At 69.6% G+C, this 16,289-nt stretch carries 18 protein-coding genes; 11 read left to right on the forward strand and 7 right to left on the reverse strand.

The genetic code is table 11. The features are described 5' to 3' along the window. Entirely contained in the window at window positions 1-1,182 is a 1,182-nt protein-coding gene (locus A8G15_RS02025) for a hypothetical protein (RefSeq protein WP_068154856.1), read from the forward strand. A gap of 4 nt (window positions 1,183-1,186) precedes the next feature. Here A8G15_RS02025 and A8G15_RS02030 read toward each other — a convergent pair whose 3' ends face one another. Beyond that, window positions 1,187-1,606: an NUDIX hydrolase gene (locus tag A8G15_RS02030; protein ID WP_068155077.1), complete on the reverse strand. Its 420-nt coding sequence runs from the start codon at window positions 1,604-1,606 to the stop codon at window positions 1,187-1,189. A gap of 261 nt (window positions 1,607-1,867) precedes the next feature. Here A8G15_RS02030 and A8G15_RS02035 point away from each other — a divergent pair, with 261 nt between their 5' ends. From A8G15_RS02035 to mnhG, 6 genes are read left to right on the forward strand one after another with little or no spacing between them, the layout of a single operon-like run. Then, the gene (locus tag A8G15_RS02035) at window positions 1,868-4,705 is read left to right on the forward strand and encodes a Na+/H+ antiporter subunit A (protein ID WP_068154857.1); all 2,838 of its coding nucleotides are present in this window, start codon (window positions 1,868-1,870) and stop codon (window positions 4,703-4,705) included. Next, entirely contained in the window at window positions 4,702-5,337 is a 636-nt protein-coding gene (locus A8G15_RS02040) for a Na(+)/H(+) antiporter subunit C (protein WP_068154859.1), read from the forward strand. The genes A8G15_RS02035 and A8G15_RS02040 overlap by 4 nt, the downstream gene beginning before the upstream one ends. Further along, window positions 5,334-6,920, forward strand: coding sequence for a Na+/H+ antiporter subunit D (locus A8G15_RS02045; protein ID WP_068154861.1), 1,587 nt, complete (start codon window positions 5,334-5,336; stop codon window positions 6,918-6,920). The genes A8G15_RS02040 and A8G15_RS02045 overlap by 4 nt, the downstream gene beginning before the upstream one ends. A 2-nt stretch (window positions 6,921-6,922) precedes the next feature. Further along, window positions 6,923-7,471: a Na+/H+ antiporter subunit E gene (locus A8G15_RS02050; protein ID WP_068154863.1), complete on the forward strand. Its 549-nt coding sequence runs from the start codon at window positions 6,923-6,925 to the stop codon at window positions 7,469-7,471. Next, the gene (locus tag A8G15_RS02055; RefSeq protein ID WP_068154865.1) at window positions 7,468-7,728 is read left to right on the forward strand and encodes a monovalent cation/H+ antiporter complex subunit F; all 261 of its coding nucleotides are present in this window, start codon (window positions 7,468-7,470) and stop codon (window positions 7,726-7,728) included. Before A8G15_RS02050 ends, A8G15_RS02055 begins: the two co-directional genes overlap by 4 nt. Then, window positions 7,725-8,063: a monovalent cation/H(+) antiporter subunit G gene (mnhG, locus tag A8G15_RS02060; protein WP_068154867.1), complete on the forward strand. Its 339-nt coding sequence runs from the start codon at window positions 7,725-7,727 to the stop codon at window positions 8,061-8,063. The genes A8G15_RS02055 and mnhG overlap by 4 nt, the downstream gene beginning before the upstream one ends. Here the strand turns inward: mnhG and A8G15_RS02065 are convergent. The 5 genes from A8G15_RS02065 to napA form a co-directional block, all read right to left on the reverse strand. Further along, window positions 7,994-9,325 carry a phosphatase PAP2 family protein gene (locus A8G15_RS02065; protein WP_068155079.1) on the reverse strand — a complete coding sequence of 444 codons (1,332 nt, stop codon included), beginning with the start codon at window positions 9,323-9,325 and terminating at the stop codon, window positions 7,994-7,996. The two genes, mnhG and A8G15_RS02065, sit on opposite strands and share 70 nt — an antisense overlap. 76 nt (window positions 9,326-9,401) lie before the next feature. Beyond that, a complete protein-coding gene (locus A8G15_RS02070; RefSeq protein WP_068154869.1) occupies window positions 9,402-10,523 on the reverse strand; it encodes a glutamate--cysteine ligase in 1,122 nt (373 codons plus the stop codon). Window positions 10,524-10,616: 93 nt separating this feature from the next. Next, a complete protein-coding gene (gene sodC, locus A8G15_RS02075; RefSeq protein WP_068154871.1) occupies window positions 10,617-11,252 on the reverse strand; it encodes a superoxide dismutase[Cu-Zn] in 636 nt (211 codons plus the stop codon). A gap of 59 nt (window positions 11,253-11,311) precedes the next feature. Then, window positions 11,312-11,896, reverse strand: coding sequence for a LytR C-terminal domain-containing protein (locus A8G15_RS02080; protein ID WP_068154874.1), 585 nt, complete (start codon window positions 11,894-11,896; stop codon window positions 11,312-11,314). A gap of 27 nt (window positions 11,897-11,923) precedes the next feature. Beyond that, a complete protein-coding gene (gene napA / locus A8G15_RS02085) occupies window positions 11,924-12,292 on the reverse strand; it encodes a nucleoid-associated protein NapA (RefSeq protein ID WP_068154876.1) in 369 nt (122 codons plus the stop codon). Window positions 12,293-12,419: 127 nt separating this feature from the next. Between napA and A8G15_RS02090 the strand changes: the two genes are divergently transcribed. From A8G15_RS02090 to A8G15_RS02100, 3 genes are read left to right on the forward strand one after another with little or no spacing between them, the layout of a single operon-like run. Continuing rightward, window positions 12,420-13,019, forward strand: coding sequence for a peptide deformylase (locus tag A8G15_RS02090; RefSeq protein ID WP_068154878.1), 600 nt, complete (start codon window positions 12,420-12,422; stop codon window positions 13,017-13,019). Window positions 13,020-13,029: 10 nt separating this feature from the next. After that, window positions 13,030-14,001: an N-acetylglutamate synthase, CG3035 family gene (locus A8G15_RS02095; RefSeq protein WP_068154880.1), complete on the forward strand. Its 972-nt coding sequence runs from the start codon at window positions 13,030-13,032 to the stop codon at window positions 13,999-14,001. Window positions 14,002-14,010: 9 nt separating this feature from the next. Further along, window positions 14,011-14,814 (forward strand): exodeoxyribonuclease III, encoded by an 804-nt coding sequence (locus A8G15_RS02100; RefSeq protein ID WP_068154882.1) that lies wholly within the window; start codon window positions 14,011-14,013, stop codon window positions 14,812-14,814. 22 nt (window positions 14,815-14,836) lie between these two features. Here the strand turns inward: A8G15_RS02100 and A8G15_RS02105 are convergent, their stop codons facing one another. Next, on the reverse strand, window positions 14,837-15,187 hold the full coding sequence (locus A8G15_RS02105) for a GNAT family N-acetyltransferase (protein WP_068154884.1): 351 nt from the start codon (window positions 15,185-15,187) through the stop codon (window positions 14,837-14,839). 258 nt (window positions 15,188-15,445) lie between these two features. Between A8G15_RS02105 and thiD the strand changes: the two genes are divergently transcribed. Further along, the gene (thiD, locus tag A8G15_RS02110) at window positions 15,446-16,288 is read left to right on the forward strand and encodes a bifunctional hydroxymethylpyrimidine kinase/phosphomethylpyrimidine kinase (protein ID WP_068154886.1); all 843 of its coding nucleotides are present in this window, start codon (window positions 15,446-15,448) and stop codon (window positions 16,286-16,288) included. The last annotated feature ends 1 nt before the right edge of the window (window position 16,289 follow it).

Consider the following 16,289-nt stretch of genomic DNA (forward strand, 5'->3'; position numbering starts at 1 on the left):
GTGGCCACGCTGACCGCGGCGCGCGTCGACGCCCCGCTCGCGGCGCTGGCGGGTCTGTGCGCTGCGGCGCTGGCCGGGGTCGTCCTCGCGGTCGACGGAGCCGTGACGGTCGCACCCGTCCACGACGACAGCACACCGATCGTCGCGGCGGTCCTCGCCGTCGTCGCGGTCGCGGGTCTGCAGCACTCGGGCTCGCGGCGCACCGGCTGGGCGATCGCCACCGGGTGTGTGCTGGTGCTGGGCAGCGTCCGCTACGTGGCGCCGTCCGACGCGAACGCGGACACGCAATCGGCGTTGCAGATCGTCGTCGCCGCGACCGCGGGCATCCTTCTCGGCGCGGCGGTCGCCGCGGCCTGGGGCCGTGCGAGCGGTCAGTGGGCGATCGTCGCCGGTGGCTGGTCGGCGTTCCTGGCGGCAGGGGTGGCCGGTACCCGGCGACCCTTCGAGTCGCTGCACTGGACGGTGCCGCAATGGCTGCTCGCGATCACGCTGATCGCGGTCGTGGCCGCGGCGCTCGTCGCGCAGCCGGGTATGCGGGCCCAGCGGGCCGATCCGCGGATGTGGACCGTCGCGGCCGGGGCGGCGCTGGCCCTGTCCGTCGGGTACCGCGTGCTCGGCGATCGGGTGACGGCCGAAGCGGCGTCGTCGACCGTGCGGATGTGGTTGTTCACCGCGGGTGCGCTGCTGCTGCTCGTCATCGGCGCGGAAGTGGCGGCACGCTTCCTGCCGCCGGGCGACGGCGCCTTCCCGATGGCGGTGACCGGCGCGATCGTCACCGCGTATCCCCTGGTCGTGGCGCTGGGCGGACCGGAAGTGTCGGGGTGGGCCCCGGCGGTCGCGATCGTCGCGGTCCTCGCCGGCCTGCGCGCGGCACCACGTGTGCCGCGCCCCGAACTGGGACTGACGGTCGCACTGGTGACCACCGCGGTCGCGGCACTGTGGCCGGATCTCGCCGGCGACGGCTGGCCGCTGCTGGTGCGGGTCGCGTTGGTGGCGGCGGGCACGGGCCTCGCACTCGGCTCCGCGTTGCCGGGGTCGGCGCCGGTGGCGGCACTCGGGCTGTCGTTGCCGTTCGCGGCGCTTCCGGTCCTCGGGGCGGTGTGGTCGATCCCGGCGGATCCGAAGCTCGTCGTGGGCGCTCTGGTGGCGACCGGGGCGGTGTGCGCGTGGCAGGTGCGGTGATCGTCTAGTCGATGACGCCCAGCGAATGCAGATGCTCGAAGACGAGCATCGAGCCCGGGGCGAACTCCGGTTGGGCGGCGTATTCGGCAACGGTGAACCACCCGAGCTCGGCGATCTCGCCGGACGGGCGCGGTTCCCCGGTGGGGTCGGCGTGGAAGCACGTCATGTGCAGGCGCGTGCCCGCGGGGTGGCCGTACGCGACGGACTCGAAGACCCCGAGCTCGGCGACTTCTCGCAGGCCCACGCCGAGTTCCTCCCGGATCTCCCGGTGCAGGGCCTGCTCGGCGTTCTCGCCGGGATCGAGCTTGCCGCCCGCCATGTAGAACACCGACGCTCCCGCCGACCGGGTCTGCAGCAACCGGCGGTCACGGACGAGTGCGAGCGCGGCCGTGCGGACGAGTGAGCGGTCGGGTGTGGCAGACATGTCCGGCACCCTACGGAAACGTTCGGGGACGGGTGGAGCACCCTCCGGTTCGCAACGATGCGAAGTTTCCCGTTAGTATGGCAACCAATCCGATTTGCCCTTTTGGCGAACGGCATGCAGTTCGGGGCGTCCCTAGTTTCGGCGGTGTGCCGTGCGCACAATGCAATCGTGTGCCGTGCGCACAATGCGATCGTGTGCCCCTGCACACACTTGCAACCCTGTTACACCCCGCCGCCAGGCCCGACCCCGACGGAGTGCCTTTTGCTCGCCATACTCTTCGCCCACGCGGTGGCCGCACTGCTCGCGCCACCCCTGGTCAGAGTCATGGGGAGAAATGCCTTTCTGCCGTTGTCGCTGGTGCCGCTCGCCGGCCTCGGCTGGGTGATCGCGAACTGGGGAACCGAGGTCACCCTCCACATCACGTGGGCCGCAACGGTGTCGATGGACATCGACATGCGATTCGACGCACTCGCCTCGATCATGTCGGTGCTGGTCCTGGGCATCGGCGCACTGATCCTGCTGTACTGCTCGCGCTACTTCACCGACGACGAACCGCGCCTCGGCATCTTCGCCGCCGAGATGGTCGCGTTCGCCGGCGCCATGTTCGGGCTCGTCACCAGCGACAACATGCTCGTGCTCTACACCTTCTGGGAACTGACGACGGTCCTGTCGTTCCTGCTCGTCGGGCACTACGCGGAACGCGCATCGAGCCGGCGCGCCGCGACCCAGGCCCTGCTGGTGACCACCGCCGGTGGCCTGGCAATGCTGGTCGGCATCATCATCCTCGGGCAGCTGGCCGGCAGCTACAACCTGTCCGCGGTCGTCGAGGCCGCCCCGCACGGCTGGCTGGCCGGCACCGCAATCGTGCTGGTACTCATCGGCGCGTTGTCCAAGTCCGCCGTCGTCCCGCTGCACTTCTGGCTCCCCGGAGCGATGGCCGCCCCGACACCGGTGTCGGGTTATCTGCACGCCGCTGCCATGGTCAAGGCCGGTATCTACCTCGTCGCCCGCCTCGCCCCCGCGTTCGCCGACGCGGCACCGTGGCGACCGATCGTCATCACGCTCGGGCTGGCGTCGATGCTCCTGGCCGGGTGGCGTGCGTTCCGCGCGTTCGACCTCAAGCTGATCCTCGCGTTCGGCACCGTCAGTCAGCTCGGCTTCCTCACGATGCTGGTCGGCATCGGAACCCGGGAGGCCGCGCTGGCCGGCATGACGATGGTCGTGGCCCACGCGCTGTTCAAGGCGTGCCTGTTCATGGTGGTCGGCATCATCGACCACTCCACCGGAACCCGCGACATTCGCAAGCTTGCTCATCTGGGCAAGCGGGCGCCGTACCTGGCGATCGTCGCGATCCTCGCCGCGATGAGCATGGCCGGGTTACCGCCCTTCCTCGGGTTCGTCGGCAAGGAGACCGCGCTCGAATCGGTGCTGGTCGCGGACGTGTTGCCGGCGTGGGCACGGGTCGCGACGATCGTCGCGATGGTCGCCGGCTCGATCCTGACCCTGGCGTACAGCATCCGGTTCATCTGGGGTGCGTTCGGGCGCAAGCAACTCAAGCGCCCCAGCCCCGCCGTCCAGAAGTTCCACGCCCCCGGCCCGCTGCTGCTGGCGTCACCGTCCGTCCTCGCCGCCGGCGGCCTGGCCGGCGGGCTCGCAGCCCCGTGGATCGATTCGCTGCTGAGCCCGTACGCCGACACCCTGCCGTCGAGCCTCGACCAGCCGTATCACCTGGCGTTGTGGCACGGCCTGACCCTGCCGCTGGCCCTGACCGGCGTCGTGGTGGTCGGCGGTGTCGCGATGTACCTGGCACAGCGCACGGTTGCGCGGCTGCGGTTCGAGCATCCGCCGCTCGGCAACGCGGACCGGATCTACGACGCGACGCTGCGCGGCATGGACACCCTGTCGATGCGGCTCACCGGTACGACCCAGCGCGGTTCGCTTCCACTGACACAGGCGACGATCCTGGTCACCCTGGTCGCTCTGCCCACCGTGCTGCTGCTGGTGTTCGGTCCCGACGCGGCACCGGCCGTCCGTCTGTGGGACACGCCCTGGCAGGTCCCGGTCGTGCTGATCATCTCGGCCGGCGCGCTCGCTGCGACCGTGCTGCGCAACCGACTCGCCGCGGTCCTGGTCGTCGGTATGACCGGCTACGGTCTCGGCGTCCTGTTCGCGCTGCAGGGCGCTCCGGATCTCGCGCTCACCCAGTTCCTGGTCGAGACGGTGACGCTCGTCGTGTTCGTGCTGGTGCTGCGCAAGCTGCCCGCCGAGGCGGACCCGACCGCGGACGTCGGCAAGCGGCTGCCGCGCGCACTGCTCGGTATCGCCGTCGGTGTCGCCGTCACCGCGATCGGCGCCTACGCGGTCGCGGCCCGCAGCGCCGAACCGATCTCGTTGCTGCTCCCGGACGCGGCCTACAACCTGGGCAACGGCAAGAACGTCGTCAACGTGCTGCTCGTCGACATCCGCGCGTGGGACACGATGGGCGAGATCTCGGTGCTGCTGGTCGCCGCCACCGGTGTCGCGAGCCTGGTGTTCCGCACCCGCCGGTTCGGGACGGCACCACGTGTGGCCGACGCGCCCGCCGCTCAGGTCGACGCCGTGAACGCGAGCACCGAGACGACCTGGCTGCGCGGCGGCGACTTCATCGATCCGCGGCATCGCTCGCTGATCCTCGAGGTGACCACCCGTCTGGTGTTCCCGACGATGATGATGCTGTCGGTCTACTTCTTCTTCTCCGGCCACAACGCACCGGGCGGCGGCTTCGCGGGCGGTCTCGTCGCCGGCCTGGCCCTGGTGCTGCGGTACCTGGCCGGCGGCCGGTACGAACTCGGTGAGGCCGTACCCATCGACGCCGGCAAGATCCTCGGCCTGGGCCTGACGTTCTCGGCGGGCACGGCGCTCGCGTCGCTGTTCCTCGGTGCGCCGGCGCTCTCGTCGGCCACCATCGAGGTGACGTTGCCGCTGCTCGGCCACATCAAGCTGGTCACCGCGATGTTCTTCGACCTCGGCGTGTACCTCATCGTGGTCGGCCTGGTCCTCGACGTACTGCGCAGCCTCGGGGCACGACTCGACGCCGAGACGATCGGAGGTCCCCGGTGAACAGCGCGAACATCGCTCTCCTCGCCGCGGTCGGGGTGCTCACGGCGACCGGCGTCTACCTGCTGCTCGAACGCAGCATCATCAAGATGCTGCTCGGCCTGCTCCTGATCGGGAACGGCATCAACCTGCTGATCCTGACGCTCGGCGGTTCCTCGGGCAGCGCTCCGATCGTGGGCACAACCAACGAACTGCACGAGACGATGGCGGACCCGCTGGCGCAGGCGATGATCCTCACCGCCATCGTCATCACCATGGGTATCGCGGCGTTCGTCCTCGCCCTGACCTACCGGTCGTACACGATCCGGGCCCGCGACGAAGTCGAGAACGACCCCGAGGACACCAAGGTGTCGCGGCGCCGCGCCCTGGCCGATGCACCGGACCGCGACCGCTCCGACGACCCGCTCACCGGCGAGCCCAGCAAGAGCGGCGACGCGTTCGACGCCGAGGGCAATCCGATCCCCCTCGACGCACTCACCAACATCGAGGACCTCGAGGCCTACGAGGACCTGCACGACGGCGACTTCGACGACGAGACCGACTCGGCATACACCCACGTGCCCGCCGACGGGGACGACCTGCCCGAGGCACCGGGTGGTAGCGACTCCTCGTCACCGAAGGGAGACCGCCGATGACGTTGTCCGCGGCCGCACTGATCCCCCTGCCCGTCCTGATCCCGCTGCTCGCCTCCGCGACCACCCTGATCCTCGGCCGGCGACCGCGAGCGCAACGGTTCGTCACGGTGTCCGCGCTGACCGGTTCGCTCATCGTGACCGGGCTGCTGCTGTTCCTCGCCGACCGCGACGGAATCGCGGTGCTGCAGGTCGGCGGCTGGGAGGCACCGATGGGCATCTCGCTCGTGGTGGACCGCCTGGCCGCATTGATGCTGGTGGTGTCGGGGATCGTGCTGCTCGCCGTCATGCTGTTCGCCGTGGGTCAGGGTATCCACGACGGCAACGAACAGCAGCCGGTGTCGATCTTCCTGCCCACCTATCTCGCGCTGACCGCGGGCGTGAACATCGCCTTCCTCGCCGGCGACCTGTTCAACCTGTTCGTCGGATTCGAGGTGCTGCTCGCCGCGTCGTTCGTGCTGTTGACCCTGGGGGCGAGCGCGGACCGTGTCCGTGCCGGCGTCTCGTACGTCATGGTGTCGATGGTGTCGTCGCTGGTCTTCCTGATCGGCATGGCCTTCGCGTACGCCGCGACCGGGACGCTGAATCTGGCGCACATGGCGGTGCGGATGGACGACGTGCCCTCCGGCATCCGCGCCGCGATCTTCGGGGTGCTGCTCGTCGCGTTCGGCATCAAGGCCGCGGTCTTCCCGCTGTCGGCCTGGTTGCCTGACTCGTATCCGACCGCGCCGGCCCCGGTCACCGCGGTGTTCGCGGGCCTGCTCACGAAGGTCGGTGTGTACGCCATCATCCGGGCGCACACGCTGCTCTTCCCGGGCGGCGAACTCGACAACGTGCTGCTGATCGCGGGTCTGCTCACGATGCTCGTGGGCATCCTCGGTGCCATCGCCCAGAACGACATCAAACGTCTGCTGTCGTTCACACTCGTCAGCCATATCGGCTACATGATCTTCGGTATCGCATTGTCGACGGAGACCGGCATGACCGGTGCCGTGTACTACGTTGCGCACCACATTCTCGTGCAGACCACCCTGTTCCTGGTGGTGGGCCTGATCGAAAGACAGGCCGGTTCGTCGTCGCTGCGCCGCCTGGGCGGTCTGGCCCTGGCGAGCCCGTTGCTGGCGATCCTGTTCCTGATCCCGGGCCTGAACCTTGGCGGCATCCCGCCGTTCTCCGGGTTCATCGGCAAGGTCGCGTTGCTGCAGGCCGGCGCCGCGGAAGGATCGGCGCTGGCGTGGGTGCTCGTCGCCGGCGGCACCGTCACGAGCCTGCTCACCCTGTACGTCATCGCCCGCGTCTGGTCGAAGGCGTTCTGGCGGGCCCGCGCCGACGCCCCGGAAGGTGACCTCGCCGATATCGCACCGTCCGCGCTGATCGACGAGTCCGCCGAGGACATCGCGTTCGTCGACCGCGCCGACGTCGGCAGGATGCCGCTCGCGATGCTGGTCCCGACCATCGGCCTCGTCGCGGTCGGCCTGGCTCTGACGGTCTTCGCCGGACCGTTGCTCGACATCAGCGAACGCGCCGCCGCGAACCTCATGGATCGCTCGGTGTACATCGAAGCCGTGTTGGGGGGCCAGCCGTGACGATGAAGCGGTCGAATGTCCTGCGATTGTTCGTACTGGGCTGGATGACGCTGGTCTGGGTGCTCCTCTGGGGCAACGTGAGCGTGGCCAACGTGGTCGGCGGCGCGCTCGTCGCCGTGGTCGTCTCACTGCTGTTGCCGCTGCCGCGGGTACCGGTGGAAGGTCGCGTGCACCTGGGGAGCGGCGCGTATCTCGCGGCGGTGATCTTCGTCGAATCGATCCGGTCGACGATCGCGGTCGCGTGGCTCGCGATCCGTCCCGCCCCGCCGCCGGTGACCGGCGTCCTGCGCTGCCGCCTGACCATCAAGTCCGACCTGGTGCTCACGCTGTGGACGGACATCATGAACAACATTCCCGGCACCATGGTCCTCGAGATCGACCAGCAGCGCCGGATCGTGTACGTGCACGTGCTGGATGTGAGCACCGACCGTGCCGTCGCCGACTTCTATCGCTCGGCACGGCGGATCGAACGCCTGCTCATCCACACCTTCGAGCGGGACGTCGAGTGGCAACCCAGCGCGTGGAAGAGTTCGTCGGAGGGAATGTCGTGACGACGATACTGACCGTCAGCGGAGTTCTGTTGCTGATCTCCGCACTGCTGATCACCTACCGGGTCCTGGCCGGACCGACGTCGCTGGACCGGCTCGTCGCGGTCGACGCGATCCTCGCGATCGCGATGTGCGGGCTGGCGCTGTGGGCCGTCTACACCCGGGACACGACGATCGCGCCCGCGATCGTGGCCCTCGCGCTGGTCGGGTTCATCGGATCGGTGTCCGTCGCCCGCTTCCGGGTGCGTGACGACCGATGAGCACCGCGATCGACGTCGTCGGCCACATCCTGATCCTGATCGGAACAGTCATCTCGCTGACCGCCGCGATCGGCATCATCCGGTTCCGCGACACCCTCTCCCGCATGCACCCGGCGACGAAGCCGCAGGTGATCGGGCTGCTGTTCGTGCTGGGCGGCGCGATGCTGATCCTGCGCGGCAACATCGACATCTGGATGCTGGCGCTGGCCGGGATGTTCATGGTGCTCACCGCGCCGGTCATCGCGCACCGGGTCGGACGCGTCGCCTATCGCGAGCAACTCGGCCGCGACGGGCTCATCGACTCCGACGACGAATCGCGTCCGGCCGGCTCCTGAACGGGGAACGTCGCACGGAAGGCGACGATCATCGCGACGAGCGAGGCGAGCAGTACCGGCCCGGCGATCAGCGCGTGCTGGGCCATCACGGCAGGCAGGTAGCGGTAGGCGGCGAGCTGCGCCGCGATGAGCAGCGCACCGCCCGCGACCAGCCTGATCCGGAACATCCCCCACCCGCGGTCCGGGTCGCGCAGCGCCGCCTCGAGGGTCAGGCACAGCACCACCCCGGTGACCAGGTCGACGCCGTAGTGGTAACCGAAACCGAGGGTCGCGGCGAGCGTGCACGCGAGCCAGGCCGCACCCATCCACCGCAGCCACCTCGGGCCGCTGCGCGAATGCAGGAACAGTGCCGTCGCCCACGCGGTGTGCAGGCTCGGCATGCAGTTGCGAGGGGTCACGTCGTCGAACGGGACCGGCTCGGGCTGCAGGTTCAGCGGCACCCACGCGGACCAGGCGTCGGCGACCTGCCAGCCGTGGCCGCTGTCGCCGAACGCGAACACCGGGCCGACCACCGGGAACAGCACGTAGCACAGCGGCCCGACCAGACCGATCAGCAGGAACGTGCGCACGAGGTGATGGGCCGGCCACGGGCGGCCGCCGCCGACGTTCCGCAGCTGGTACACGGCGACGACGATCGCGGCGACGGGCAGTTCGATGTACACCCAGTGCAGCACCCCGTACGCGAGGTCGCCGAGCTCGTTCAGAACCTGCCCGGCCACCCACGACGGATTGCCGAGCGCATGATCGGCGAGCTGGACGTATTCGTCGAGCACGTCGGGCCCGGCGAGCACGGTGATCCTCAGCCACGCGTCACCGATCTTCACCGACAGCACCAGCAGCACGCCGAGCCCGATCCCCCGGAGCGCACCGCGCCGGGTCTCCCCGGTCATCGTGGCCGCGGCGTGGACCGCCAGCAGCACCAGCACGATCGTCGGCCCGTTGCCGACGGTGAACGGTCCGTCCGCGAGGTGGCGTTCGACGAGGAACGCCACGTCGATCAGAACCGCGGTACCGATCGCCAGACACCGATCGCGGACGGTCAACCCGACCATCGCCAACACCAGACCGGCCCACGGCACCGACGCCGACTGAGGAACTCCGACGACGTCGCCGATCAGTCCCCGCAGCGGTCCGGTGAATCCGGCGTACCGCGCGACGACCTCGGCGATCAGGACCCCGACGACGGCACCGGTCAGCGCGAACGGCACGAACCACTGGGTGCGGTGACGCGGTTCCTGTTCGCCGGGTGGGGTTTCCGTGATCGACACCCGATGATGGTAAACGGGCGGTGAACGCCTCCCGAACCACCGTCGCCGAACGCGGTCCGGACGGCGGTTGTCAGTGGCGCAGTTCGTCCACCAGCGAGTCGACGACCGCGACGAGGTCTCCGCCGTTCGACTCCGCGATACGGCGTTGACGCTGGTAGGAGGCACCCACCACGGGAATGTCGGCGACCTTCGCCAGTTCGTCGGCGCAGCCCAGGCGCACCGCCGTCGGGGTCAGCTGTTCGAGCAGGTCGTGCAGGTCGTCCGTGACGAGTCTCTCATTGCAGACCGGATCGAGGATCACCTCGGCGTCGAGCCCGTACCGGGCGGCCCGCCATTTGTTCTCCTTGACGTGCCACGGCTGGAGCGTCGGCAGATCCTCACCGCGTTCGAGGCATTCGTCGAAGTACACCACGAGGGAGTGGACGAGCGCGACGAGCGCGGCCAGTTCGGCGCGGTTGGTGAGGCCGTCGAACACGCGGACCTCGAGGGTTCCCCATTTCGGGGCGGGCCGGATGTCCCAGTGCATGCCGCCGGGCTTGCTGATGACCCCCGATTTGAGCTGGTCCTCGATGAACGACTCGTACTGCGTCCAGTTCGCGAAGTGATACGGCAGTCCTGCGGTGGGCAGCTGCTGGAACATCAGCGCCCGGTTGCTCGCATAGCCGGTGTCGAGCCCGGCCCAGATCGGCGACGACGCCGACAAGGCCAGCAGGTGCGGGTACTTCACGAGCATCGCGTTGAGGATCGGCACGACCTTTTCCGCCGACGAGATGCCGACGTGGACGTGCACACCCCAGATGAGCATCTGCCGCCCCCACCAGCGGGTCCGCTCGATCATTTCGTCGTAGTCGGGGGTGCAGGTCACCACCTGGTCGGACCACTGCGCGAACGGGTGGGTGCCCGCGCACATCAGGTCGACCCCGAGCGGGTCCGCGGCCGCCCGCAGCAGGTCGAGCGATTCGGACAGGTCGTCGACGGCCTCGCCGACCGTGTCGTGCACGTCCGTGACCAGCTCGACGGTGTTGCGCAGGAACTCCTTGGTCAGCCGCGGTGTCTCCCCCGCACGTGCCTCGACCGCGTCGAAGACGACCGCGGCGTTGTTCGACAGATCCCGCGTCGACTTGTCGACCAACGCGATCTCCCATTCCACGCCGATCGTGGGCCGCGGCGAACCGGGAAACTCGACAGACACACCCAAATCCAACCACAGCGCCCCCGCGACCGAGTGCCGGTCGCGGGGGCGCTGTGTTGCGTATCGCTGTGAAACGTATTACGCGGGCGCCGATCAGCCGATCACGCCGCACGCGAGGCGCGCGCCACCGGCGGTCTCCTCGTGCACGACGACCGACGTGCCCTCCGGGCCTTCGAGATCGGCGATGGTGAACGCCGTGGTGGTGACGGTGGCCGTGGCGTCACCGTCGGCGCCGACGACGAACGCGCCGAGGTCGCCGCTCTCCGGAACGGCGGTGTGGCCGGGTGCCTGCAGATGCCCACCGGCGGACAGGAAGTCCCCGGGCTCGCCGCCGGTCGGAGCGGTCGAGTTGGGCTCGCACTTGCCGATGGCGTGCACGTGCACACCGCGGTACCCGGCGGGCAGATCCTCGAGGGTGACCGTCACGTCGACGGCATCGCCGTGGGCGGCGAACTTCACGGTGCCGGCGGCCTCACCCGTCGGGGTCTTCAGCGTCGCGGTCAGCGATTCGGCGCCTCCCTCGGCGGCAGCGCCACCGGCGGCGGTCCCGTGGGTTTCGCCGTGGGCGCCCGCTTCCGGGGCCGGCGAACCCGTCCACACCGGCGGGGTGGTGCCGGGGACGTCGGACGGTTCCTGGCTGTTGCTGCAGGCGCTCAGGCCCACCGCAGCGATCGCGACGATCGGGGCGAGCGCACGCCAGGACATGCGACGGGTGGAACTCGAGGCCATCAAACCGCTCCTTCGAAATGCCGGAAAGTCACTCGATCATAACCGGGTCCGAATCGCCCTCATTGCGAGGTGACGATGACGATGACACCGGGTGAGGAGTCCGCGATTCCGTCGAACCGGGGCTGCGCGGTCACGCCGAGAGCCTCGGCAACAGCCTGGGCGGTTTCCCGTTCTCCGGGTCCGGTCCCGTAGTAGACGGAGGTGGTGGCGATCAGCCCGTCGCTGTAGTTGCCGGTCTCGCTGATGACGAACCCGTCGTCCTCGAGCAGGCTCGCGGTCTGCGCGGCCAGGCCGGCGACCTCACTGTTGTTGAACACCCGCACCGGCGTCGCCGACTCGGGCGCGAGATCGACCAACGACGACGTGCTCGTGGCGGCGGGCGTACTCGTCGTCCGCGCGGTGGTCGTGGCCGGTGCCGCGGCCGCGGCCGTCGGACGGGCCGCGACGGCCGGCGACGTGGTGGTCGAGGCTGCCGGGGCCGCGGCCGGCTCGGTCGCCGGTGGTGTGGCGCCGTCCGAGTCGGAACCCCCCAGCGACGCCAGGCCGATACCGGCGAACAGGATCGCCAGCGAGATCAGCACCATCGCGAGAGCCCGCAGCGGCGGTCCCGAGGACTCGGTGTTCGTACGCACGCTTTCGACCATAGTTGCCTCGCCGGTGTCCGCCCGCGGTCAGCGGGTGATCTCGAAGCCCAGCCGCCGCGCGGCCCGGGCCTTCTGGCGGCTCGCCCTCAGGCGGCGCAACCGCTTGACCAGCATGGGGTCCGCGGCGAGCGCTTCCGGCCGGTCCACCAGCGCGTTGAGCACCTGGTAGTACCGGGTCGCGGACAACCCGAACAGTTCCTTGATGGCTTCTTCCTTGGCGCCCGCGTACTTCCACCACTGGCGTTCGAACGCCAGGACGTCGTGTTCCCTGCGGGTCAGCCCGTGCTCCCCCACCTCGTTCGGGTTCGCGGGAGCCTGAACCTCGGCGGCGTCGTTGCTCTGCTGGGGATCGTCCACGGACCGGGTCACATTGTCGTGCGCCGCTGCGCCGTCCATCTCACTCCTCGCCTGCCTCGAATCACACCGATTACACCCGTGTGTTTCCGACGCCAATTGAACCACGGGGTGGCGACAGGTACCGGTTCGTCAACCGGGCGAGTCCGGCGCACTATTCTGTTCCACCATGGCCATCCTTCCCATCGTGATCACCGGCGACCCGGTTCTGCACAACCCCACGGCACCGGTGACCGAATCCCCCGCGGATCTCGCCCAGCTGATCGCCGACATGTACGAGACGATGGACGCGGCCAACGGCGTCGGCCTCGCCGCGAATCAGGTCGGTGTCGGCAAGCGTCTGTTCGTCTACGACTGCCCCGACCGCGACGGCGACGGCAACGTGGTCCGTCGCCGCGGCGCGGTGATCAACCCGGTCCTCGAAACCTCCGAGATCCCGGAGACCATGCCCGACCCGGACGACGATCTCGAGGGCTGCCTGTCCGTACCCGGCGAGAACTTCCCGACCGGCCGCGCCGACTGGGCGAAGGTCACCGGTACCGACGCCGACGGCAACCCGATCGAGATCGAGGGCCACGGCTTCTTCGCCCGGATGCTGCAGCACGAGGTCGGGCACCTCGACGGCTTCCTGTACATCGACGTCCTGATCGGACGCAACGCGCGTGCCGCGAAGAAGACGATCAAACGTGCCGGCTGGGGTGTGCCCGGCCTGACGTGGCTGCCGGGGTCCGTCGAGGATCCGTTCGGTCACGACGACGACGAGGACTGACGGCCCGGCCATGCCCTCCGATCCTGCCGGTGCCGTTCCGCTGGGAAGCCGGGTCGTGCTGCGATACCGGTTACCCGCCGGATACAGCCATCCGATGACCGACGTGATCGGCGAGCTCGTGGCCCTGGAGCCTGCGGTCGTGGTGCGCACGGAGACACGGCAGCTCGTGCAGGTCGCGCCGGACGCCGTCGTCGCGCTCAAGGCACTCACCCCCCGGCCGATCCGGACCGGTGAGATCCGGGCGCTCGAGTCGGCCGCCACGGCGGGCTGGCCCGGTCTCGAACTCGAATGGGTGGACGGCTGGCTGCTGCGGGCCGGCGCCGGGTTCACCTCGCGCGCCAACTCGGCGATTCCGCTCGGCGATCCCGGTACCGTCGCCGATCCGGCGGATCCGGAGGTTCGTGCACGACTCGCCGCCTGGTTCGCCGAGCGCGGGCTTCCGTTGCGTCTGCTGATCCCCGACCGGCTCGCCCGGATCCCCCCCGGGTGGCCGGCCGGTGGGGACGTGCAGGTCATGGCCGCCGACCTCGACAACGTGCCGGTGCCGGAGGGACCGACGCCGGTCCTCGTGAGCGGCAGGCCGGACGAGGACTGGCTGTCGCGTTATCGCAGTGGAGCGCGGCCCGAGGATGCGCGCCGGGTGCTCGGCGCGGTCGCGCGGGGCGTGCTCGGGTTCGGCCGGATCGGGGCACCCGGCAGCGAGCCGGTCGCGATCGGCCGGGCCGCGGTGACCGACGCGCCCGACGGCCGGCGTTGGGTGGGACTGACCGCGATCGAGGTGGCACCCGAGCATCGGCGGAACGGCCTCGGCACGCTGATGTGCGGATCGTTGCTGCGCTGGGGCCGCGAACGCGGTGCGACGCACACCTACGTCCAGGTCGCCGAGGACAACACCGGGGCACGGGCCCTGTACCGCGAGTTGGGGTTCGTCGATCACCACCGCTACCGGTACGCGACCGAACCCGTCGGACCGCTCGCCTAGAGTGTCCGTGTGCGCCTTGCTACCTGGAATGTGAACTCCGTTCGTGCCCGGACCGACCGGATCGCCGACTGGCTGCAGCGGACCGGCACCGATGTGCTGGCCATGCAGGAAACCAAGTGCAAGGACGAGCAGTTCCCCTATGCGCGTTTCGAGGAGCTCGGCTACCAGGTCGCGCACGTCGGATCGAGCCAGTGGAACGGGGTCGCGATCGTCTCCCGCGTCGGACTCGACGACGTGCAGATCGGGTTCGAGGACCAGCCCGGGTTCACGAAGGATCCGGATGCCGCGCCCGCGCAGGAGGCCCGCGCGATCGGCGCGACCTGCGGCGGTGTGCGGGTGTGGAGTCTGTACGTCCCGAACGGGCGCGAACTGGCCGATCCGCACTACACCTACAAACTGGAGTGGCTCGCGAAGCTGCGTGCCGACGCGCAGGGCTGGCTCGATGCCGATTCGCAGACTCCGATCGCGCTCGTCGGCGACTGGAACATCGCACCGACCGACGAGGACGTGTGGGATCCGGCCTTCTTCGAGGGCAAGACCCACACCTCCGGGCCCGAGCGCGACGCGTTCGCGGCGTTCGTCGACGCCGGCTTCACCGATGTGGTCCGCCCGCACGCTCCCGGCCCCGGCGTCTACACGTACTGGGACTACACCCAGTTGCGGTTCCCCAAGAAGCAGGGAATGCGGATCGACTTCGTCCTCGGCTCGCCGGCTCTCGCGGCGCGGGTCGGCGGCGCGGAGATCGACCGCAACGAACGCAAGGGCAAGGGGGCCAGCGACCACGCCCCGGTCGTGGTGGATCTGACGGATTGATCCGGGCCGCGCCCGTCGCCGGTCAGGCGCGGCGCCGGACGGGTTCGAGGGGCACGATCACATCGCGGTACTCGGGGTTGGTGTCGAGGAACCGCTGCACGTACGTGCAGACCGGGCGCACCTTCCAGCCCCGGCGGCGCGCGATGTCCAGTGAGCGCCCCACGAGGATGCCCGCGAGTCCCTGATGACCGAAGTCCTCGACGATCACGGTGTGCAGGAAGTCGACGACCGGGTGGTGGCGGCCCGGAACACCGGACGGCCGGTCGGTGTCGAAGTAGCCGAGGATGCCCACGAGATCTCCGTTGAGCCGGAGTTCGAAGCGGTTCTGACCCGCGTTGTCGGACACCTCGGCGTGCGGCAAGTTGGTGACCATGAACCCCTCCGTGGTACCGGAAACAATGTGACGCACGCCACTATAGAGCACCACATACTGTCCGTCGGAAGGCCCCTCCCAGTTTCACCATCCGCCCCGAATCGGAAGCCCCTGTTCCATGATGCTCCACATCGGGCACCGATCGGGATAGGCCGAACGACTCCGGCAACCAGGACATTCGCCGAGGGTCCACCACCCTCACGGTCCGCGCCGATGCGCTCCGGCGGGCGCCGAGCGGCCCCCGGTAGGCTCACGCGGGTGAACCTGCTGCCGTTGGCCCCGCGCGGCCAGACCCCCGTCCGGGCTCTCACCATCGCCGGCACCGACTCCGGAGGCGGTGCGGGCATCCAGGCAGATTCCCGCACCATGGCGATGTGCGGCGTGCATGCATGTGTCGCGGTGGCCGCGGTGACGGTGCAGAACTCCCTGGGCGTCAGCGGGTTCCACGAGATTCCGCCCGAGACGGTCGCCGCGCAGGTGCGCTGCGTCGTCGAGGACATCGGAGTGTCGGCCGCGAAGACCGGAATGCTCGCGTCGACCGCGATCATCGAATCGGTGGCGCAGGTGTGCACCGAGGTCGGCATCGGGCACGGGCACGCGATCCCGCTCGTGGTGGATCCGGTGTGCGCCTCGATGCACGGCGATCCGCTGCTGCACGCCGAAGCCCTCGACGCGGTGCGCACCGTCCTGATCCCCCTCGCGACCGTCGTGACACCGAATCTGGACGAGATCCGGCTCATCACCGGCATCGACGTCGTCGACGATTCCACCGCCCGGCGCGCCGCCGAGGCACTGCACGCGCTCGGCGCGCAGTGGTCGATCGTCAAGGGCGGGCACCTGCGAACGTCTCCGGAGAGCACCGACCTGCTGTTCGACGGTGATCGTTTCCTCGAGTTCACGAGCCCGCGCATCGACACCGGCAACGACCACGGCGGCGGGGACACGCTGGCCGCGGCGATCGCCTCGGCCCTCGCGCACGGCCGGTCCGTGCCGGACGCGGTGGCGTTCGCGAAGGAGTGGGTGACCAGGTGTCTCGAATGGTCGTACGACCTGGGGGGCGGGCACGGCCCGGTGAACCCGCTGTGGCGGTTGCAGTCCTGAC

The sequence above is a fragment of the Rhodococcus phenolicus genome (assembly GCF_001646785.1).
Lineage (GTDB): Bacteria > Actinomycetota > Actinomycetes > Mycobacteriales > Mycobacteriaceae > Rhodococcus > Rhodococcus phenolicus.